General features: G+C 71.4%; 20 protein-coding genes and 1 pseudogene. 11 read left to right on the top strand and 10 right to left on the bottom strand.

The features are described from left to right. Positions 1-50: 50 nt before the first annotated feature. From ACFVZW_RS21225 to ACFVZW_RS21205, 5 genes are all read right to left on the bottom strand, one after another. Entirely contained in the window at positions 51-758 is a 708-nt protein-coding gene (locus ACFVZW_RS21225; RefSeq protein ID WP_384523457.1) for a class III extradiol dioxygenase subunit B-like domain-containing protein, read from the bottom strand. A 74-nt stretch (positions 759-832) separates the two neighbouring features. After that, positions 833-2,353, bottom strand: coding sequence for a tRNA (N6-isopentenyl adenosine(37)-C2)-methylthiotransferase MiaB (gene miaB / locus ACFVZW_RS21220; RefSeq protein ID WP_384523455.1), 1,521 nt, complete (start codon positions 2,351-2,353; stop codon positions 833-835). An 87-nt stretch (positions 2,354-2,440) separates the two neighbouring features. Then, positions 2,441-3,118 carry a HisA/HisF-related TIM barrel protein gene (locus tag ACFVZW_RS21215; protein ID WP_384523453.1) on the bottom strand — a complete coding sequence of 226 codons (678 nt, stop codon included), beginning with the start codon at positions 3,116-3,118 and terminating at the stop codon, positions 2,441-2,443. 291 nt (positions 3,119-3,409) lie between these two features. Then, a complete protein-coding gene (gene pdxA, locus ACFVZW_RS21210) occupies positions 3,410-4,471 on the bottom strand; it encodes a 4-hydroxythreonine-4-phosphate dehydrogenase PdxA (RefSeq protein ID WP_384523451.1) in 1,062 nt (353 codons plus the stop codon). 8 nt (positions 4,472-4,479) lie between these two features. Beyond that, complete coding sequence (locus ACFVZW_RS21205) at positions 4,480-5,700, bottom strand: four-carbon acid sugar kinase family protein (RefSeq protein WP_384523449.1); 1,221 nt, start codon at positions 5,698-5,700, stop codon at positions 4,480-4,482. A 107-nt stretch (positions 5,701-5,807) separates the two neighbouring features. Between ACFVZW_RS21205 and ACFVZW_RS21200 the strand changes: the two genes are divergently transcribed. Beyond that, entirely contained in the window at positions 5,808-6,689 is an 882-nt protein-coding gene (locus ACFVZW_RS21200; protein WP_384523447.1) for a LysR family transcriptional regulator, read from the top strand. 48 nt (positions 6,690-6,737) lie between these two features. On the opposite strand, the gene ACFVZW_RS21195 is transcribed toward ACFVZW_RS21200, so the two are convergent. Next, positions 6,738-7,355 carry a maleylpyruvate isomerase family mycothiol-dependent enzyme gene (locus tag ACFVZW_RS21195; RefSeq protein ID WP_384523445.1) on the bottom strand — a complete coding sequence of 206 codons (618 nt, stop codon included), beginning with the start codon at positions 7,353-7,355 and terminating at the stop codon, positions 6,738-6,740. A 70-nt stretch (positions 7,356-7,425) separates the two neighbouring features. Between ACFVZW_RS21195 and ACFVZW_RS21190 the strand changes: the two genes are divergently transcribed. Further along, positions 7,426-8,343 (top strand): LysR family transcriptional regulator, encoded by a 918-nt coding sequence (locus tag ACFVZW_RS21190; RefSeq protein ID WP_384523443.1) that lies wholly within the window; start codon positions 7,426-7,428, stop codon positions 8,341-8,343. A gap of 155 nt (positions 8,344-8,498) precedes the next feature. Further along, on the top strand, positions 8,499-9,497 hold the full coding sequence (locus ACFVZW_RS21185) for a TAXI family TRAP transporter solute-binding subunit (RefSeq protein ID WP_384523441.1): 999 nt from the start codon (positions 8,499-8,501) through the stop codon (positions 9,495-9,497). A gap of 142 nt (positions 9,498-9,639) precedes the next feature. On the opposite strand, the gene ACFVZW_RS21180 is transcribed toward ACFVZW_RS21185, so the two are convergent. Next, positions 9,640-11,037 (bottom strand): ATP-binding protein, encoded by a 1,398-nt coding sequence (locus ACFVZW_RS21180; RefSeq protein ID WP_384523439.1) that lies wholly within the window; start codon positions 11,035-11,037, stop codon positions 9,640-9,642. A 15-nt stretch (positions 11,038-11,052) separates the two neighbouring features. Beyond that, complete coding sequence (locus ACFVZW_RS21175; protein ID WP_384523437.1) at positions 11,053-11,757, bottom strand: response regulator transcription factor; 705 nt, start codon at positions 11,755-11,757, stop codon at positions 11,053-11,055. Positions 11,758-12,036: 279 nt separating this feature from the next. Between ACFVZW_RS21175 and ACFVZW_RS21170 the strand changes: the two genes are divergently transcribed. The 8 genes from ACFVZW_RS21170 (at position 12,037) to ACFVZW_RS21135 (ending at position 18,585) form a co-directional block, all read left to right on the top strand. Further along, positions 12,037-12,822 carry an amino acid ABC transporter ATP-binding protein gene (locus ACFVZW_RS21170; RefSeq protein ID WP_384523435.1) on the top strand — a complete coding sequence of 262 codons (786 nt, stop codon included), beginning with the start codon at positions 12,037-12,039 and terminating at the stop codon, positions 12,820-12,822. 63 nt (positions 12,823-12,885) lie between these two features. Then, positions 12,886-13,803 (top strand): glutamate ABC transporter substrate-binding protein, encoded by a 918-nt coding sequence (locus ACFVZW_RS21165; RefSeq protein WP_384523433.1) that lies wholly within the window; start codon positions 12,886-12,888, stop codon positions 13,801-13,803. A gap of 126 nt (positions 13,804-13,929) precedes the next feature. Beyond that, complete coding sequence (locus ACFVZW_RS21160; protein ID WP_384523431.1) at positions 13,930-14,577, top strand: amino acid ABC transporter permease; 648 nt, start codon at positions 13,930-13,932, stop codon at positions 14,575-14,577. After that, complete coding sequence (locus tag ACFVZW_RS21155; RefSeq protein ID WP_384523429.1) at positions 14,574-15,500, top strand: amino acid ABC transporter permease; 927 nt, start codon at positions 14,574-14,576, stop codon at positions 15,498-15,500. The genes ACFVZW_RS21160 and ACFVZW_RS21155 overlap by 4 nt, the downstream gene beginning before the upstream one ends. A 163-nt stretch (positions 15,501-15,663) precedes the next feature. Next, positions 15,664-17,415 carry an FAD-dependent monooxygenase gene (locus tag ACFVZW_RS21150; protein ID WP_384523427.1) on the top strand — a complete coding sequence of 584 codons (1,752 nt, stop codon included), beginning with the start codon at positions 15,664-15,666 and terminating at the stop codon, positions 17,413-17,415. A 5-nt stretch (positions 17,416-17,420) separates the two neighbouring features. After that, on the top strand, positions 17,421-17,534 hold the full coding sequence (locus tag ACFVZW_RS21145) for a putative leader peptide (protein ID WP_376439179.1): 114 nt from the start codon (positions 17,421-17,423) through the stop codon (positions 17,532-17,534). A gap of 86 nt (positions 17,535-17,620) precedes the next feature. Then, positions 17,621-18,169 carry a cysteine dioxygenase gene (locus tag ACFVZW_RS21140; RefSeq protein WP_384523425.1) on the top strand — a complete coding sequence of 183 codons (549 nt, stop codon included), beginning with the start codon at positions 17,621-17,623 and terminating at the stop codon, positions 18,167-18,169. Then, positions 18,166-18,585, top strand: a complete 420-nt coding sequence (locus ACFVZW_RS21135) for a rhodanese-like domain-containing protein (RefSeq protein WP_384523423.1) — start codon at positions 18,166-18,168, stop codon at positions 18,583-18,585. The genes ACFVZW_RS21140 and ACFVZW_RS21135 overlap by 4 nt, the downstream gene beginning before the upstream one ends. 214 nt (positions 18,586-18,799) lie before the next feature. Here the strand turns inward: ACFVZW_RS21135 and recX are convergent. Next, positions 18,800-19,474, bottom strand: a pseudogene (gene recX, locus ACFVZW_RS21130) (recombination regulator RecX); the annotation flags it as partial. Further along, positions 19,371-20,501, bottom strand: a complete 1,131-nt coding sequence (gene recA, locus ACFVZW_RS21125) for a recombinase RecA (protein WP_384523421.1) — start codon at positions 20,499-20,501, stop codon at positions 19,371-19,373. The gene recA and the pseudogene recX, both read right to left, overlap by 104 nt. Between the last annotated feature and the right edge of the window lie 26 nt (positions 20,502-20,527).

The raw sequence follows: 20,527 nt of genomic DNA, 5'->3' as shown, positions 1-20,527 counted from the left end.
GGAGCACTCAGCTCCGCGGCCGTCCGCCGTTCCGTGTTCCGGGGAGCCGTCTACGACCAGGCGGCCACGAAGTAGCCGACGCCGTACGGCGCGTCCTCGTACAGCAGCCTGCCGTCGAGGCCCGCGCCTTCCGCGGCGCCCGCGAGGAGCTGCCAGGGGGCCCGGCCGGCCGCCTTCAGCTCGTAGGCGAGGTTCTCGTCCAGCCCCAAGAGGGCGTCCACGTCCGCGGAGCCCAGGGCCCGGGCGGCCTCCGCGTCGAACGCGGCGGCACGCTCGTCCAGATAGCCGGGGGCCTTGAGGGTCCGGCAGGCGCTGCCGTCGCCCATCACGAGCAGCGCGACGCGGTCCGCCGTGGCGGCCAGCTCCCGGCCGGTGGAGACGCAGGCCGCGGTCTCCAGGCGTTCGCCGACGCCGAGACCCTCGACGGGCGCGTCGGCCCAGTCGGTGCGCTCCAGGAGCCAGGCGGCGACGGCGAGGGAGGCCGGCAGCGGCCGCTCTCCGGCCGATCCGTCGCCGAGCCGTACGGAGAGGTCGACGCCGAAGCCGGCGAAACTGCCGGCCGAACCGGCGGGGAACGGTCCGCGTGCGCTCTCGTCGGCGGGACCGACGACATAGAGGCGGTCGGGCCGGGAGGCGGCGAGCAGCCCGACGGCGTCGGAACAGGCCGTACGGGCCGCGTCGAGTTCACCGGCGGCCCCGGCCGCCACCTCGGGCACGAGCAGGGGAGGACAGGGGCACACAGCTGCGGCGACAAGCATGATCCGCAGCCTACTGCGACGACCTCCGGTCCCCCGCCACCGAGCCGGGACGGGTTCGGTGGCTCACTCCGGTGTCAGTGGCTGCCGCAGGCCGGGGCGGCGGCCGCGGGCAGCGGCTCCGGCACGCCGATCTTCGGCATGCCGAGCAGGACGCCCGCCGGCTTGGCGGCGTCCGCCGCGGTGCGCTTCTCCCAGGCGTCGCCGGCGCGGGTACGACGCACGGACGTCGTCGGGCCCTCGGCGAGCAGGTGGTGCGGGGCGGCGTAGGTGATCTCGACGGTCACCACGTCGCCCGGGCGGACCTCCGCATCCGGCTTGGTGAAGTGGACGAGCCGGTTGTCGGGGGCGCGGCCGGAGAGGCGGTGCGTGGAGCCGTCCTTGCGGCCCTCGCCCTCGGCGACCATGACCTCCAGGGTCCGGCCGACCTGCTTCTTGTTCTCCTCCCAGGAGATCTCCTCCTGGAGGGCGACGAGACGCTCGTAGCGCGCCTGCACGACCTCCTTGGGGATCTGCCCGTCCATCTCGGCCGCGGGGGTCCCGGGACGCTTGGAGTACTGGAAGGTGAAGGCGTTGGCGAAGCGTGCCTCGCGGACCGTGTGCATCGTCTGCTCGAAGTCCTCCTCGGTCTCGCCGGGGAAGCCCACGATGATGTCGGTGGAGATGGCGGCGTGCGGGATGGCCGCGCGCACCTTCTCGATGATGCCGAGGAACCGCTCCTGCCGGTACGAGCGGCGCATCGCCCTCAGGACGGTGTCCGAGCCGGACTGCAGCGGCATGTGGAGCTGCGGCATCACGTTCGGGGTCTCGGCCATGGCCGCGATGACGTCGTCGGTGAAGTCGCGGGGGTGCGGCGAGGTGAAGCGGACCCGCTCCAGGCCCTCGATGTCCCCGCAGGCGCGGAGCAGCTTGGAGAAGGCCTCGCGGTCGCCCAGATCGGATCCGTACGCGTTGACGTTCTGGCCGAGCAGGGTGATCTCCGAGACGCCCTCGGCGACCAGGGCCTCGATCTCGGCGAGGATGTCGCCGGGGCGACGGTCCTCCTCCTTGCCGCGCAGCGCCGGGACGATGCAGAACGTACAGGTGTTGTTGCAGCCGACGGAGATCGAGACCCAGGCGGCGTACGCGGACTCGCGGCGGGTCGGCAGCGTGGAGGGGAAGGCCTCCAGCGACTCGGCGATCTCGATCTGGGCCTCCTCCTGGACGCGGGCGCGCTCCAGGAGGACCGGCAGCTTGCCGATGTTGTGCGTGCCGAAGACGACGTCGACCCAGGGGGCCTTCTTGACGATGGTGTCGCGGTCCTTCTGGGCGAGACAGCCACCGACGGCGATCTGCATGCCCGGGCGCGTGGTCTTCCTCGGGGCGAGCCGGCCGAGGTTGCCGTACAGCTTGTTGTCGGCGTTCTCACGGACGGCGCAGGTGTTGAAGACGACGACGTCGGCGTCGCCGTCGGAGCCCTCGGGGGCACGGACGTAACCGGCGTCCTCCAGCAGACCGGAGAGCCGCTCGGAGTCGTGGACGTTCATCTGGCACCCGTAGGTGCGCACTTCGTAGGTTCGCTGGACGTCCACTGTCTGGCTCCGGTCGCTGCTGGTCATGGAACAAGGGTATGCGGTGCCGAGCATTGCCCCGCCCCGAGCCGCCGCCGGACGGTCCGAAGGCCGCCGGGTCGCCGCCGCCTACCGTCAGCCCACCGCCGTGGCGGTGGCCTCGACGGCGGCGGCCAGCTGGGACCGGAGCGTTCCCGCGTCGGGCCGGAGGGAGCCGCTGAAGGCGGCGGAGCCGATGGTGAAGGCGTCGGTCCCGGCGTCCGCGAGGGCCTGTATCTGAGCGGCCGAGGTGATGCTGCCCGCCACCACGAGCCGGCCGGCGGTCGCGGCCCGGGCGGCCCGGACGAGGGCGAGCGGGTCGGCGTCCGTGGCCCGGTAGGCGAGGAGGTCCACGCCCGCGCATCCCGCCGCCTCGGCTCGGCGGCAGTCGTCGGCGATCCGGGCCGGATCGCCGCCCAGGCTGGTGGGGTGACCGAGCGGTTCGCCCGCGAAGGGGAGGTACTCGATGCCGGTTCCGGCGAGCAGGGCCTGTGTCTCGTCGATCCAGGTGCCGCCCATGAGCCGGTCGACGCCCAGGTCGATCGCGGCCTTCACCGAGGCGAGGGCCTGCTCGCGCGTGGTGCTGACGACCTCCAGGTAGCTGGTGGCGCCCATGTCCTTGATCTGCCGGTGGAGGCGGGCGAGTGTGCCGGGCTCGACTCCTATGTCCTTGAAGCCGATGTGGGCGATGCCGAGGTCACGGACGGCGTCGAGCACGTCGAGGCAGTCGGTGACGGTCCGGTCGTCACGGGTGAGCATGAAGATGAAGTCCACGGCGAGGGTCCTCCGGGTCTGGGCGGGCCGGTGCGGGCGGGGGCGGGTAGGCGCGGCGTTGGGTTGCGGGCGCGGTGGCGGTCCGGGCGGAGACGCGGGGCGGGGCGGGTAGGCGCGGTGCCTGGGCGGGCCCGGTGGCGCGGTGGCAGTGCGGGCGGATGCCAGGGGGCGCGTCGTGGTGCGGTGCGGTGCCCGCGCCAGTTCGGGTGCGGTCGGGCCTCGGTGCGGTCGGGGCACATTGCCGGCTCGGACCGTGCGGGCGGCCGCGGGGCTAGGACAGGAGCGATCGGGTCAGGTGTCGGTCGGCGCGGCCATCGACGGCCCCGTACCGGCAGCGGCAGCGGTGCCGGACTCCGCGCCCGCGAGGTCGTCGGCCTGGTGGAGCGCGGTCAGCAGGCTGGTGTGGTCGGCGGTGCCCTGGCCGGCGAGGTCGAAGGCGGTGCCGTGGTCGACGCTGGTCCGTACGAAGGGCAGGCCGATGGTGATGTTGACGCCGTGCTCCAGGCCCAGGTACTTCACGGGTATCAGCCCCTGATCGTGGTACTGCGCGACGACGGCGTCGAAATCCCCGGCGCGGGCGCGCATGAAGACCGTGTCGGCGGGCCAGGGGCCGCTGGCGTCGATGCCTTCTCGCCGGGCGGCGCGAACGGCCGGCTCGATGATGTCGAGGTCCTCGCGTCCGAAGAGCCCGTTCTCCCCCGCGTGCGGGTTGAGCGCGGCGACGGCGATACGGGGACGAGTGCCCGTCCGTCCCCCGGCACGGAGCGTACGGTGCGTCAGCCGGATGATCTCCAGCTCGCGGGCGGTGGTGAGCGAGTCGAGCGCGGTGCGCAGTGACTGGTGGACGGTGACCAGCACGACCCGCAGCTCGTCGTTGGCCATCATCATCGCGTAGTCGCTCGTGCCCGAGAGTTCGGCGAGGATCTCGGTGTGCCCCGGGTAGGGCAGCCCGGCCAACCGAAGTGCCTCCTTGTTGATGGGAGCGGTGGTGAGGGCCCGGACCTCGCCGCGGAGGGCGAGCTCGATGCCCCGGCGTACGTACTGGAAGGAAGCGGCCCCGGCGCGGGCGTCGACCGTTCCGAGGGTCATGTCGGCGGGCAGCGTGCCCTCCGCCAGGACGTTCATGACTCCGGGGCTGTGGATCGCCTCCGCCACGGAGTCGATCGGCCGCACGGTCACCTCGGTGCCCGTGATGCGGCAGGCCCGGGCGAGGGAGTCCGGGTCGCCGATGACGATGGCGGCGGGGCGACGGCATGGGTCGGCGTACGCCTTGACGGTGATCTCGGGCCCGATGCCGTTCGGGTCGCCCATGGTGATGGCGATGGGTGGCGTCGCGAGGGGTGTCGACCCCATGGGTGTCGTCATGAGACCGGTCCGCCCTCCATGAGGAGGCGGCACAGGCGGTCGAGGGTTCCCTCGTCGCCGAAGCCGCCGGCTTTGATCAGAACGGGAATGCGGGGGCTGAGCAGCACTCCGCGCGCGACTCCGGGCTCGGGCTCGTCGACCAGATCGATGCCCTCGGACCTGAGTGCTTCGAGCACGGCCACGGCGGTCTCTCCGCCGGTGAGCACGAGTCCGTCGACCGTCCCGGCCGTCGCCAATTCCCGTACCACGTGGGCCAGATCGTCCGTGAGGGAGCCGGAGGTGGTGCGGCGCTCGTCGGGTGTGTGGACCACGAGGACGGGCGCGGAGGCTTGCCGCAAGGCGTGGACGGCGGCAGTGGGATCGTCGGCGGCAGCGGCGACGGCCACGTCCGCTCTCGTACGCAACCGGTCCAGCTGGCGCCGGGTGGCCGGGTTCGCGCTGCCGACGACCACCAGTGGGCGTCGGGCGCGGGGAAGCTCGGGGCGAGCGGCCTCCGGCGTGCGGGAGTGGTGGCGGGCCAGAGCCGCGGCGAGGCCCGGGGAGCCGACCCAGAGCGCCTCGCGGGCGCGGGGCGCCGAGGAGACGAGACGGTCGAGATCGACGTCCGTGGCCGCCGAGCAGACGAACACGCCACCCTGGCCGATCAGTTCGGGCAGCTTCTCGAACTGGTCCGGCTCCAGGTGCTCGGCCTCCGGCAGCAGCCGCGCGAGGTCCGAGCAGCGCACCGGGTGGGCCGGGTCTCGGGCGAAATCCGTGTCGTGCACCGGTACGCCGTGCACATGCTGGATCCCGCGGACCGTGGTCCTTCCCTCGGCCGGGAACGCGGGCGCGACGACGACCGCCCGTCGGCCCGAACCGGCGTGGGCTGCGCGGATCTCGGCAGCCACGTGCCCCCGCAGTGTGGAGTCGACGGTCTTGACCAGCAGATCCGCCGTCGCGAACCGACGAGCGGCCCGTTCGGCCCGGGTCACGGCCGCCGGCTCGTCCAGCAATCGGCTGCCGAGGTCGACGGCGACGACACCGTCGGTGGCCGCCGCGCCCGCTTCGTACACGTTCCCGTCGCTGGAACCGGCATCACCCTCGGCGGCAGTGGACAGCAGGACCTTCGCGTGATGTCCGGCCCTGCGGAACGGCGCCGCGCCGTCGCCGGCGCTGGTGAGATCGTCCGCGAGCACAGTGATGCTCGAAACGGGATCGTCCTGGGGTCCCACCCTCATGCGTCGTCCTCCTCGGATCGCCGACCGGTGACGACATCAACACTGAGGCCCGGAAAGCCGCTGGACAAGCGATTCCTTCTCACCCGATCTGTGAGTAGATTTCACACATGCGCTGGCCCGACCTTCCTCCGCTGAACTCCCTGCTGCCCTTCGAGGCGACCGTGCGGCACGCGAGCATGACCCGGGCCGCCCAGGAACTCCATGTCACGCACGGCGCGGTCAGCCGTCAGATCCAGAACCTGGAGAAGTCCCTGGGCGTCACCCTCTTCGAGCGGGGGACCCGGTCCCTGCGTCCCACACCGCAGGCGCGTCGCCTGGCGGCCGCCGTCCGCGACGCGCTCGATCAGATCGACACCGCCGCGCGGGAGGTCTCGCGCCGGGAACGCGGTGGCCCGCTCGCGCTGTCCTGCGAGCCCACGCTGCTCATGCGCTGGCTCATCCCCCGCCTGCCGGACCTCGCCGTCCAGGTGCCCGGTCTCACCGTGCATCTGTCGGCGGGCGGTGGGCCCGTGTCGTTCGAACGGGACACCATCGACGTCGCGCTGCGCCGCGACGACTTTCCCGTACCGGAGGACGTGAGCCGCTCTCCGTTGTTCATGGAACGGATCGGTCCGGTCTGCAGTCCGGAGATGGCGGAGCGGGTGACGGGCAAGGGCGGAGTCGTCGGCGTGACGATTCTGCACACCAGCACCCGGCCGCGGGCGTGGGAGGACTGGCAGCGTCTGACGCGTCGGAGGGTGGAGGCCGGCGCGGAGCAGACCTTCGAGCACTTCTACCTGGCGTTGCAGGCGGCCGTCGCGGGAGTGGGTGTCGCCATCGGTCCGTACGCGCTCGTCCATGACGATCTGATGCGCGGACAGCTGGTGGCGCCGTTCGGCCTGGTCGCCGACGGCACGGGCTATCACTTGCTGAGCCCGCAGCCGCCCGAGCAGGACGGCCGGATCGCCGGCCTGCTCGGGTGGTTGAGGAGCCAGGCGGCCGAGCTGTGACCCTCGACGCACCGCGCCGGAGCGGACGGCTCGCTGACCCCTCGACGGTCATGCCCTGACGAAGCGCTCCGCCCCCGCGCCATCCAATCGGCCGCCGGGCAGCCGACGGCCGAAGGCGAGGAGCAGCAGATCCTGTGCGTCGCCGGTCACCGGCGTACCGCTGCCGAAGGACCAGTCGAGGTCGTCGGCACGGAGGGCGATCCCGTCGAGGCCGGCTCCGAAGAAGCGGGCGCCTCGGGGGGTGACCCGCGCGAGGACGGTGCGCAGGCGGTCCGCCGGTACGCGTCGGTCGAGGCCGAGGGCGACGGTGATGTCGAGGCCGTGGATCACGTCGTGGGCGAGCGCCATCGCGTGGCCGCCGACCGGCGGCTTCCAGGGGTGGTCGGCGTTGTCGCGCAGGGAGACGGCCAGCTCTTCCGCGGTCAGGGCGGCGGTGTCGTGGCGGGCGAGACGGTCGGCCATGCGGTCGAGGCTGCCGCGAGACCTGACGAGCTCGGCGGCGATGCGGGGGACGGAGTGGCGCATGGCCATGGTCATGTGGGCGGCCACCTCCCGTACCCGCCAGCCCGCGCAGAGACTGGGCGCGTCCCATTGCGCCTCGGTGAGGGCGCCGAGGACGGCGGCGAGCTCGCGGCGTTCGGCGGCGATGTCGTCTCTGATTCCCATGGCTTCAGCCTGGGCTGGGGACCTCCATAAGTCCAAGACACGGATCATCTGGTTCCTAGAATCACTGGTTATGGAACTTCGGCAGCTGCGGTACTTCGTGACGGTGGTCGAGGAGGCGAATTTCACCCGGGCCGCCGCCCGCCTCCATGTGGCGCAGCCGGGCGTCAGCGCGCAGATCGGGCAGCTGGAGCGTGAGCTGGGCCAACGGCTTCTCGACCGGTCGGGGCGCACGGTGACGCCGACGGCGGTGGGCGCGGCGGTCCTGCCGTACGCGCGGGCGGCGCTGGCCGCCGGCGACGCGGTACGGGAGACGGTCGCCGAGTTCACCGGGCTGCTGCGCGGGCGGGTGGCGATCGGGCTCGTGTCCGGGGCCGCCATGCACGAGTTCGACATGGCGGGGCTGCTGGCCGGCTTCCATGCCTCGCATCCCGAGGTGGAGATCGCACTCACCGAGGACACGTCGGAGCGGATGCTGGGGGCCCTGCGGGCCGGTGAGCTCGACATCGCGTTGGTCGGGCTTGCGGAGGCGGGGCCGCTGCCGGGGCTCACGCTGCGGCTGGTGGTCGACGAGCCGCTGGTCGCCGCGATGGCTCCGGGCGACGTGCTGGCGGACGAGGAGGGAGAGCTGCCGGTCTCCGCGTTGCGCGGTCGGCGGCTGATCTGTCTGCCGCGGGGGACGGGGGTGCGTGGGGTTGTCGACCGGCTCTGTGGGGAGGCGGGCTTCGCCCCGCATGTGGCCTTCGAGGCGGCGGCGCCTCAGCTGCTGGCGCGGCTGGCGGCGCGGGGGCTGGGGGTGGCGGTGGTTCCGGGGCGTCCGGAGGAGACGGCGGGGGCGTCAGGGCTACGGCTCCGGCCACTGGCCGATCCACGCGCGCGTGGCCGGGTGGCTCTGGCCTGGCGTACTGAGGGCCCTTCCGGCCCTGCCGCCAAGGCCCTCCTGAACCTCTTGCACGAGGCAGTGCCGGTCCCGGGTGGAGCGTCGTCGTGAGGCCGAGCCCCACTCGTCCGTAGCCGCCGGCTCCGCCTGGGCGGCGGCCGCCGCCCCGCCCTGGCGGCCCACGGCGGGGTGTGGGGGCACCGCCCCGGCCGGGCCCCCGACGGCCGGCCTGGCCAGGGTGGCCTTCGAGCTGGCAGGATCGCGCCATGCTCGATTCGCTCTCCCGTTCCGTCCGTCGTCGCCTTCTCACGGTGTCGGCGGCGGTTCTGGTGGTGTGCGGGCTGCTCGTCTGGTGGCTGGTTCCTTTCGGTACGCCCGCACCCAGTGGGCGGGTCGCGTTCAGTACCGGCGTCCCCACCGGCGTCTATCAGCGGTACGGCGAGCTGCTGCAGCAGGCCCTCGCCCGCGATCTGCCGGACGTCTCGATAACGCTCCGGAACAGCGAGGGCTCCCAGCAGAACCTCGCGCGGCTGGCATCCGGCGAGGCGGACTTCACCATCGCGACCTCCGATGCCGTGGCGCAGTACCAGCGGGACCGGAAGCCCGGCTTCGAGCAGTTGCGCGGCTGCGCGCGCCTCTACGACGACTACGTACAGCTCGTCGTCCGCAAGGACGCCCCCGTGCGGTCGGTCGCCGACCTGCGCGGGCTGCGGGTCGGCGTCGGTCAGGAGGGCTCCGGGGTCCGGCTCATCGCGGACCGCGTCCTCGCGGCGGGCGGCCTCACCCCCGACGTCGACATCGAGCCGGTGTCGGCCGGCATCGACACGATGCCGGGCCTTCTGGAGCGCGGAGAGCTGGACGCGTTCTTCTGGTCGGGCGGTCTGCCTACCCAAGCCGTCCAGGCGCTCTCCGAGCGCTTTCCGGTACGGCTCGTTCCGCTGGACGCGACGCTGATCGACAACCTGCACGACGTCGGCGAGTCGAACCGCCACTACCGCTCCGCCGTCATCCCGGCCGACGCCTACGCCCGTGCGCAGGACGGACAGCCGGTGGAGACGCTCGCGGTGGCGAACCTTCTGGTGACCACCGACGCGTCGGATTCGTCGCTCGTGGAGGGTTTCACCCGCACGGTGATCAGAAGCCGGGACCGGATCGGCGGCCAGGTGCACCCCGCCCAGCTGGTGGATCTGCGGACCGCCATCTACACGGAGCCCCTGGCCCTGCACGAGGGCGCCCAGCGCTACTACCGCTCCGTGAAGCCGTAAGCCTCCGGAAGCCGTAAAGCTCCATGACGCCGCAAAGCTCCATGAAGCCGTAGGGCGCAAAGCTCCATGACGCCGCAAAGCTCCATGAAGCCGTAAAGCTCCGTGAAGCCGTCGAGTAACCCTCAGACGGCCCCCAGCACGCTCACCGCCCCTGCGGCCCCGTCCTCGGCACCGTGACCGTCACCCGTAGCCCGTGGGGCTCGTTAGGTGCGTACGCGATCGAGCCGCCCCCCGCCGCCAGCAGGACGCGGGAGATGGACAGGCCCAGGCCCGAGCCCTTGATGTTCTGGTGGCGGTTGCTGCGCCAGAAGCGGTCGCCGACCCGTTCGAGCTCCTCGCTCGTCAGCCCGGGGCCGTGGTCCGCGACCACGATCGTGCAGGTGTCTCCACCGGACGCGACGGCGACGGACACCTCCTCGCCCGCCGGCGTGAACTTCAGCGCGTTGTCGATCACCGCGTCGAGCGCGCTGGAGAGCGCCACCGGGTCCGCCCACGCCGTCACGGCGCGCCGCTCGCCGCTCAGCCGTACGCCCTTCTCCTCGGCGAGCGGCCGCCAGGCGGACATCCGCTCGGCCGCCAGCGCGCCGATGTCGGTCAACCGCAGGTCCGCGGCCGCGTGCTCGGCGAGCGCCAGGTCCAGCAGGTCGTCGAGGACCTGCGCGAGCCGCTTGCCCTCGGTGCGTACGGAGGCGATCTCCTCGTTCCCCTCGGGCAGTTCGAGGGCGAGCAGCTCGATGCGCAGCAGCAGCGCGGAGAGCGGGTTGCGCAACTGGTGGGAGGCGTCGGCGACAAAGGCCCGCTGCTGCTCCAGCACGTCCTCGACGTTGTCGGCCATCTCGTTGAACGAGCGGGCCAGCCGGCGCAGTTCGGGCGGTCCACCCGCCTCGGCCACCCGGGAGTTCATCCGACCGGTGGCGATGTCGTGGGTGACGGCGTCCAGGACCCGGACCGGTCGCAGCACCCAGCCGGTGAGCCGGAAGGCGGCGCCGACGGCGAGCAGCATCGCGGCGAACTCGCCCGCGGCGATGATCAGCCAGCCGTGCAGGATGCGCGAACGCAGCTGCCCGGTGGGCGAGTCGGTGACCACGACGGCGACGACGTCCCCGTCCCGTACGACGGGCGAGGCGATGATGAGGCGGGCGTTCGGCTGCCAGGGCCAGACCTGCGGCGGGTCGTGGCTGCGGCGGCCGAGCAGCGCCTCCTGGAACGCGCGACGGCCCTCCCCCTCCTCGGGTACGCCCCAGTCCGAGGGCGCCGCGGCCATGGCCCGGTAGTCGCGGTAGAAGATGCCGGTACGAATGCCGTACACGTCGTGGTAGCTGTCGAGTTCGCCGCGGAGGGTCGTACGGCGCTCGTCGATTCCCGGGTCGGTCTCGCTGACGAACTGCGCGAGCGCGGCGAACCGCGCCGCGTCGTCGAGCCGGTCGACGATCACCCGCTGCTGCTCGGCCGCGGCCAGGCTGGCGGCGAGCGGGAAGCCGAGGGCGAGCAGCACCCCGGCCATCAGGACGAGGAGGAGCGGGAGAAGTCGAGTGCGCACGTGTGACCCGGGCGGCTACGCGGCAGGGACGACCAGGCGGTAGCCGACGCCACGCACGGTCTCGATCAGGGCGGGCATCGCCAGCTTGGAGCGCAGCGAGGCGACGTGCACCTCGAGCGTGCGGCCGGTCCCTTCCCAACTGGTGCGCCAGACCTCGCTGATGATCTGTTCGCGCCGGAAGACCACACCGGGCCGCTGGGCGAGCAGGGCCAGCAGATCGAACTCCTTGCGGGTGAGCTGTACGGGGGCGCCGTCGACGCTTACCCGGCGCGTGGGCAGCTCGATGACGACGGCGCCGAGCCGCAGGGCCGCGTCGTCGCCGGCCGCGCCGGACTCGTCTCCACCGGCCGTACGTCGGCTGACCGCGTGGATCCGAGCGAGCAGTTCGCCGGTGTCGTACGGCTTGACCACGTAGTCGTCGGCCCCGAGATTGAGTCCGTGTATGCGGGAGCGCACGTCGGCCCGCGCCGTCACCATGATCACGGGAGTGGCGGTGAGCTTACGGATCCGGCCGCAGACCTGGTACCCGTCCTGGTCGGGCAGGCCGAGGTCGAGCAGGATCACTCCGTACGAAGGGCGTTCTCCGTGCGCGGCGGGCAGGACCGCCTGCAGCGCCTCCTCGCCGTTGCGGGCGTGCGTGACCGTGAACCCGTGCTTCGCCAGTACGGCGGACAGGGCCGCGGCGACGTGGTCGTCGTCCTCGACGAGCAGAAGTCTCATGGCCCCCCTCCGGTGGCTTCGTGATCGTGTGACGGTGATGGCTATCTGTGTACCAGGGTGTACCAACGCATGAACGCCGATGGTCGCCGTCACAGTCAAGTGTCCCCCTGTTACCCCGGGGTTTCTGTTATGCACCCGGTACGCCACCGGGCGTCCTCTTCACGCAGTGTGTCCGGATGCGGCCGTATCGTTATCCTCAATTTCCGCTCAGATGTAATGACGCTGGTAGCACCGCGTGCCTAGTGTCCTCCCCAACCGAGGAGGACGGAGCAAGAGCCGATGAGCGGAGTGTCAGTGACCAAGGGCTCGGAAGACGCCGTAGCGGCGGCGGGCGACCTGGTCGTGCTGTCCAACGTGAACAAGCACTTCGGCGCGCTGCATGTGCTCCAGGACATCGACCTGACCATCGCCCGTGGCGAGGTCGTGGTCGTCATCGGACCCTCCGGGTCCGGTAAGTCCACGCTGTGCCGCACGATCAACCGCCTGGAGACGATCGACTCCGGCACCATCACCATCGACGACCGGCCGCTGCCCCAGGAGGGCAAGGAGCTGGCCCGGCTTCGCGCCGACGTCGGCATGGTGTTCCAGTCGTTCAACCTCTTCGCGCACAAGACCGTGCTCGAGAACGTGATGCTGGGGCAGGTGAAGGTCCGCAGGACCGTCAAGGGGGCGGCCGAGGCCAAGGCCCGCGCGCTGCTCGACCGGGTGGGTGTCGGCACGCAGGCCGACAAGTACCCGGCGCAGCTCTCCGGCGGTCAGCAGCAACGCGTGGCGATCGCACGGGCGTTGGCGATGGACCCGAAGGTCATGCTGTTCGACGAGCCGACGTCTGCGCTCGACCCCGAGATGATCAACGAGGTCCTCGAGGTCATGCAGCAGCTGGCGCGCGACGGAATGACGATGGTGGTCGTCACCCACGAGATGGGTTTCGCCCGCTCCGCCGCCAACCGCGTGGTGTTCATGGCGGACGGCAAGATCGTCGAGCAGGCCACGCCGGACGAGTTCTTCAGCAACCCGCGCAGCGACCGGGCGAAGGACTTCCTTTCGAAAATCCTGCACCACTGACGACGGTCAGCCCCCATGATTCACCCTGCCGACCAACAACCCACGAACCAAGGGATGTTCACCATGAAGCTCCGCAAGTCCGCGGCCGTGGCCGTCGCCGTTCTCGCGCTCACCGCGACCGCCTGTGGTGGCAAGGAGGGCTCGGCCGGCGACAAGCCCGCCGTGAAGCCCGGCGACTCGAGCGCCCCCCAGCTCCCCAAGTACATCGTCGCCACCGATGTGAAGCTGGAGTCGCCCACCTTCAAGGACGCGCAGAAGCGCGGCAAGCTGCTGATCGGCTCCAAGGCCGACCAGCCGTACCTGGGCTTCGAGGACCAGGCCACCAAGGAGCGGTCCGGCTTCGACGTCGAGATCGCCAAGATGATCGCGGCGGGTCTCGGCTTCACCGAGGACAAGATCGAGTGGGAGACCATCGACTCCAAGTCCCGTGAGTCGACGATCTCGGCGGGCAAGATCGACTACTACGTCGGCACGTACACGATCAACGACAAGCGCAAGGCGCAGGTCGGCTTCGCGGGCCCGTACTACAAGGCCGGCGCCGACCTCCTGGTCCGCAAGGACGACACCTCGATCACCGGCCCGCAGTCCGTCAAGGGCAAGAAGGTCTGCTCCATCACGGGCTCCACCCCGCTGCAGGAGATCAAGAAGCCCGAGTACGGCGCCCAGACCGTCGAGCTCGGCAAGTACTCCGACTGCGTGCAGCAGCTGCTCACCAAGCAGGTCGACGCCGTCACCACCGACGACGCGATCCTCAAGGGCTACGCCGCCGCCAACGCCGGCAAGCTCAAGGTCGTGGGCAAGCCGTTCACCGAGGAGCCCTACGGCGTCGGCATGAACAAGGACGACAAGGTCCTGCGCGACAAGATCAGCGACATCCTCGAGGCGAACATCAAGGACGGCACGTACAAGAAGATCTACGAGGCGACTCTGGGTCTGTCCGGCTCCACCTACACCGAGCCGCCGGCGCTCGTCCGCTACTGATCCACGCCTGAAGTCGAGCGCCCCGTACGGGAGTACGGGGCGCCGCTCCCCCTGCGCGCGCACGCCCGCCCCTGCCATGCCCGTCCGCCTTGTCCGTAGGCCGCTGACCGCCGACGCGGAGACCTCATGAACGTACTGCTCGACCATTTCCCGGAGTTCCGCGACGGCTTCATAGGAACCGTGTCGATCACCGCCGTCAGCTCGGTCATCGCGCTGGTCCTCGGCATCGTCATCGCCGGCTTCCGGGTCTCGCCCATCCCCCCGCTGCGCTTCTTCGGAACCGCCTGGGTGACGCTGCTGCGCAACACCCCGCTGACGCTGCTCTTCCTCGTCTCGTTCTTCGTCGTCCCGGAGATCCTGTTCCCGGGCATGAGCCCCTTCGTGCTGGGTTCGCTCGCGTTGGGCTTCTACACCTCCGCGTTCATCTGCGAGGCGGTCCGCTCCGGCATCAGCACGGTGCCGATCGGGCAGGCGGAGGCCGCCCGATCGCTCGGCATGACCTTCTCGCAGACGCTGCGGATGATCGTGCTGCCGCAGGCCACCCGGACCGTACTGCCCCCGCTGAGCTCGATCTTCATCGCGCTCACCAAGAACTCGGCCATCGCGGGCGCGTTCAGCGTCACCGAACTCTTCGGCTGGCAGACGCTGACGAGCGAGCAGGGCTACGCCATCGGCGCCATCTTCCTGTGGGTGGCCCTGGCGTACCTCGTCGTCACCTTCACCATCAGCGGGATCTTCCGTCTCCTTGAGCGCCGCATGGAGGTCGCCCGATGAGTGCCAGCGTTCTCTTCGACACCCCGGGCCCCAAGGCGCGTGTCCGCAACCGGATCTACGCAGTCGTGGGCACCCTCGCCATCATCGCGCTCCTCGCCGTCAGCGTGGTCAGGCTGGCCGACAAGGGGCACCTCGACCCCGCGATGTGGGACATCTTCAACTACGCGGGCATCCGGCAGAACATCGCCGACGCGCTCGTCGCCACCCTCAAGGCGTTCGGCCTCGCGGCCGTCGGCTCACTCGTCCTCGGTGTGCTGCTGGCCGTGGCCCGGCTCTCCGACCACACGCCGGTCCGCGTGGTGGCCACCGTCTTCATCGAGGTCTTCCGCTCCATCCCGCTGCTGATCACGATCTTCGCGGTGTGGTTCGCCTTCCTGATCGACTACTCGCTGTGGGCGCTGGCCATCGGTCTGTCGATCTACAACGGCTGCGTCCAGGCCGAGGTGCTCCGGGCCGGCGTGAACGCCGTGCCGAAGGGGCAGCGCGAGGCCGCGTACGCCCTGGGCATGAGCAAGTCCCAGGTCATGATGAGCGTCCTGATGCCGCAGGCCGTCAGGTCGATGCTGCCGACGATCATCAGCCAGCTGGTGGTCACCCTGAAGGACACCTCGCTCGGCTTCGTGATCCTCTACCCCGAGCTTCTGTACTCGGCCCGCCTGATCGCCTCCAACACGCAGGTCAACGGTCAGTACCCGTACGTCTCCACGATCGTCGTCTTCGGCGCCATCTACATCGCGCTCTGTCTGGCGCTCTCCGCGCTCGCCACCTGGATCGAGAAGCGGGGCCGCCGGGCCAAGACCGGGATCCTCGCCCCCGACGCCGCGGCCAAGGAGGTCGTGCTCACCGCTGACGCCGGGCAGGCTTTCGGGAACACGGCCGGCGGCGCGGGCGGCGCCGACGGGCCTGGTATCACGAAGAACTGACAGTATGTGACATCATCCGGGGGCAGTGGCGGTCGCGCCGCTGCCCCCGTCGCTTGACGCAAGCACCCGCAATGGGTTGCATACGTTCTGTGATCACGCACCGGGCTCGCGCCACACTTCGCTGTGCTACCCGCATGACCGAACGGCCTTCAGGAGCCGCGCCGTGGACCCGGTGATCATCGTCGGCGCGGGGCCCGTGGGCCTCGCGCTCTCCCTTGCCCTGGCCTCGCAGGGCGTGCCCAGCGTCGTCCTCGACGAAGGGCCCGGCAAGGAGGAACCCCGCCCCGCCCGCACGGTCGTGCTGCGCGCCGACATGGCGGCCATGGTCGAGCGGCTCGGCTGCGCCACCCTCCGTGACGAAGGGGTCCGCTGGGTCGGCTGGCGCTCACTGCGTCGCAAGCAACAGATGAGGCACATCGAGCTGAACCTCGGTCTCGGCGGTACGGAGAGTGACGGCGAGGGCCCGGCCGCTCCCCTGCACATCCCGCAGCACGCCCTCGCGCGAGGACTGCGCGACGCGATCGCCGGGCAGACGCTCATCCAGCTCGTCACCGAGGCCCGGCTGGACACGATCGAGCAGGACGCGAGCGGTGTCACCGCGCACACCCGCGGTCCCGGCGGGACCTGGTGGCGCGGCAGCCATCTGGTCGGCTGCGACGGCGCCCGCTCCACGGTGCGCAAGCTGCTCTCCATCCGCTTCCCCGGGCGTACGGCGGTGGAGCGGCACGCCGTCGCCGCGCTGCGCACCGAACTCCCCTGGCCGGGCGAGGCCCTCTTGCACCGCCAGCCGCCGTGGCGGGGTGGCGGCGAGGAGGTCACGGCACGGCCGCTGCCGGACGGCGTCTGGCGGATCGACTGGCTGCTGCCGCCGCGCGGTGACCTCGTCACCCCGGACGCGCTCGTCGCCAAGATCCGCGACACGCTGGCCGGCTGGTGCGGCGGGGAGACGCCTCCGTACGAGCTGATCGACACCGGCGTCCACACGCTGCACCACCGGCTCGCGCGGCGCTGGCGGGTGGACCGGGTCTTCCTCGCGGGCGACGCCGCCCATCTGCTCGGTGCGGTCGGCACCCAGGGCCTCGACGAGGGGCTGCGGGACGCCGACAACCTGGCGTGGAAGCTCGCGTACGCCTGGCACCACGGGGCCTCCGACACGCTGCTCGACAGTTACCAGAGCGAGCGGCGGGCGGCCGTGGCCTCCCGGCTGCGGGCCGCCGACCAGTCTCTGCCCGTGCTGCGGGGCGGCGGGGGGCTGCGGACGTACCTCTCGGGCGGCACGCGCAGCCACGACAGCCTGCTGACGGACGGCCATCTGGGGCGCGGCCCGCTGGGCGCGCCCCCCGCGTACCCGCACTCCCCCCTCGCACCCCAGGACGCCGGTGTGTCCCAGGTAGCGGTGGGTACGGATGAGGGCGCACCGGTCGAGGACGTCCGGGTGACCGCGCCGGACGGCACGACCGTACGGCTCCGGGACCGGCTCGGGCAGGGGCGGCTCCTGGTGGTCCTGGTCGCGCCCGGAACGGGTGTGTGGGACCGACGGCACTGGATGAGCGCGGGCGTGATGCCCCGCCTCGTGGAGGCGGTAGGGGCTCTGCCGGTGAAGGCGGAGTTGCTGGTGACGGAGGCGTATCCGGGTGCCGCGGCCCATACCGTCCTGCTGGTACGGCCCGATGGTCATCTGGTCGCCTCGTTCCCCGGGGTCCGGCCGGATGAGCTGTACGCGGCCGCGGACGCGACCCGGGGCGGTAAGGCGGCCGAGCCGGCGCCCAGGACCGCGCCCAAGGCCGGGCCGGCGCCGAAGAACACCCCCGCGTCCGTGTCGGGGCCCGTCGCGAAGCCGGCGTCCGAGGCCATCGCCAAGCCCATGCCCAAGCCGCTGTCCAAGAAGAGCGACCGCACGGCGGACATCAATTGACCCTCGTGGGCGCACATGGTGTACTCCGGAGCGTGACCGACACCGATGTGCGCCTGTGGCGGAGGGTCCATATGGACCTCGTCCGCTACGCGGGCTGCGTGTGTCGCCCGTCCTGCTGAATTCGCCTCTCCCCTCGCGTGCCCTTCGCCGCTGACGTCGGCGTACCTGTCGCGCGCTTCTTCCGCGAACCTCAGGACGGTCTTCCGTGCCCCAGCATGTCTCCGCGCCTCCGGCGCCCCCTGCTGTCTCCTCCGGCCCCTCCGCACCCACCGCCGCCGACCTTCTGGACTTCGTCCGCCGTACCGCCGCCGACACCGAACTGATCGACTCGCTCCCGCTCGACCCGGAGGGGCGTACGTGGGTACGGCTCGACGGCCCCGGTGGCAGTGAGGCGTGGCTGATCGGCTGGCCGCCCGGGACGGGCACCGGCTGGCACGACCACGCCGAGTCGCAGGGCGCTTTCACCACGGCGCGCGGCACCCTGAAGGAGAACTCGCTGGCGGTACGGCTGCCTTCGAGCGGCTGGAAGACCCTGGAACTGGCCGACGGGGTCGACCGCGAACGCCTGTTGCCGGCGGGCAGGGGGCGCGCCTTCGGACAGCACCATGTGCACGAGGTGCTCAACGAGTCCCGTGACGCGCATGCCGTGTCGGTGCATGCGTACTATCCACCGCTCCCGCTGATCCGGCGCTTCAGCCGGTCGGGCGCGGTGCTCCGTCTTGAGCAGGTCGAGGGTCCGGAGGACTGGCAGTGAGCGAGCGGAACGAGACCGAACGGGTGGGAATCGACGAGCTGCTGGAGCGGGTCAGGTCCGGTCTGGACCGGATCGATCCCCGTGCGGCCCAGGAGGCGTACGAGGCGGGTGACGCGCTCTTGGTGGACACCCGGTACGCGGCGCTGCGCGAGCGGGACGGGCTGGTCCCCGGCGCGCTGATCGTGGAGCGCAACGAGCTGGAGTGGCGGCTGGACCCGCTGGGCAGCCATCGCGCGGCGGAGGCGAACAGCCACGACCTGCGGGTGGTCGTGTTCTGCAACGAGGGGTACGCGTCCTCGCTGGCGGCCGCGTCGCTGCGGCAGCTGGGTCTGCACCGTGCGACCGACGTGATCGGCGGCTTCCAGGCATGGAAGGCGGCGGGCTTGCCGGTACTGCTGCCGGCGCCGAGGGGGTAGCTCCGCGTACGACTGATGGCACCGTCGCGGACGCCCGCTGGTGCGGCTGGTGCGGCTGGTGGCACCGTCACATGCGGACTGGCTCCCCGCCGCATACGACCAGGTGGCACCGTCGCGTACGGCCGGCGGCGCCGCGTCGTGTGCGAACCGGCTCCCGCCGCATACCGGCCGGTGGCTCCCCCACGTGCGGGCTGCCCCGCCACACACGAGCCGGCTAGAAGGGCTCGTCCAGCCCCTCCGTGTCCTCGCCCTCTTCTTCCAGGGCCTGTCGGACGACGCGGAGGGCCATGCCCTCCGGGTATCCCTTGCGGGCGAGCATTCCCGCGAGGCGCCGCAGCCTGCGGTCCCGGTCGAGGCCGCGGGTGGCGCGGAGCTTGCGGTCGACGAGCTCGCGCGCGGTGACCTCCTCCTGCTCGGAGTCCAGCTGCCCCACGGCCTCCTGGATCAGCGAGGGGTCGACGCCCTTGGTCCTCAACTCGCGGGCGAGGGCCCGGCGGGCGAGTCCGCGCCCGTGGTGCCGGGACTCCACCCAGGCGTCCGCGAAGGCGGCGTCGTCGATCAGCCCCACGTCCTCGAAGCGCGAGAGGACTTCCTCGGCGACCTCGTCGGGGATCTCGCGCTTGCGCAGAGCGTCGGCGAGCTGCTTGCGCGTGCGGGGGGTCCCGGTGAGCAGGCGCAGGCAGATCGCCCGCGCCCGCTCAGCCGGATCCTGGGGCGACAGTTCCTTCTCGGCCCTCGACGAGTCGGAACTGTCGCCCGGCCATTCGGTGCGACCGGTCACAGCGTCAGCTCTTGGCCGCCGGGGCCTTGGTCGCCTTGGTGGCCTTGGCCGCCGGGGCAGCCTTGGCCGCCTCGTCCGTCGCCGCCGGCTCCGTGCCACCCGCGGCGCCCGTGGCCGCCTCGGCCGACGCGGCCTCCGGCTTGACCCCGACGCCGAGCTTCTCCTTGATCTTCTTCTCGATCTCGTCGGCGAGGTCGGGGTTGTCCTTCAGGAAGTTACGGGCGTTCTCCTTGCCCTGGCCGAGCTGGTCGCCCTCGTACGTGTACCAGGCGCCGGCCTTGCGGACGAAGCCGTGCTCCACGCCCATGTCGATCAGGCCGCCCTCGCGGCTGATGCCCTGGCCGTAGAGGATGTCGAACTCGGCCTGCTTGAACGGCGGCGCGACCTTGTTCTTGACGACCTTGACGCGCGTGCGGTTGCCGACCGCGTCCGTGCCGTCCTTGAGGGTCTCGATGCGGCGGATGTCGAGGCGCACCGAGGCGTAGAACTTCAGGGCGCGGCCACCGGTCGTGGTCTCCGGCGAGCCGAACATGACGCCGATCTTCTCGCGGAGCTGGTTGATGAAGATCGCGGTGGTCTTGGACTGGTTGAGCGCGCTGGTGATCTTCCGGAGGGCCTGGCTCATCAGGCGGGCCTGCAGACCCACGTGCGAGTCGCCCATCTCGCCCTCGATCTCCGCACGCGGGACGAGCGCGGCGACGGAGTCGATGACGATCAGGTCGAGGGCGCCGGAGCGGACGAGCATGTCGACGATCTCGAGGGCCTGCTCACCGTTGTCCGGCTGGGACAGGATGAGGTTGTCGATGTCGACGCCGAGCTTCTTGGCGTACTCGGGGTCGAGGGCGTGCTCGGCGTCCACGAACGCCACCTGACCGCCGGCCTTCTGCGCGTTGGCGACGGCGTGCAGGGTCAGGGTCGTCTTGCCGGAGGACTCCGGGCCGTAGATCTCCACGACACGGCCGCGCGGCAGGCCGCCGACGCCGAGGGCGACGTCGAGGGCGGTCGAGCCGGTGGAGATCACCTCGATCGGCTCCTGGGTGCGGTCGCCCATGCGCATCACGGCGCCCTTGCCGAACTGCCGTTCAATCTGAGCGAGCGCGGCTTCGAGGGCCTTCTCGCGGTCGGTACCTGCCATGGGTTCCACCCGGTTTGCTTGAGTCG

The sequence above is a fragment of the Streptomyces sp. NPDC059567 genome, assembly GCF_042735655.1.
Lineage (GTDB): Bacteria > Actinomycetota > Actinomycetes > Streptomycetales > Streptomycetaceae > Streptomyces.
The sequence above is the reverse complement of the archived record's forward strand: the minus strand, read 5'-3'. Positions and strand labels throughout refer to the sequence as shown.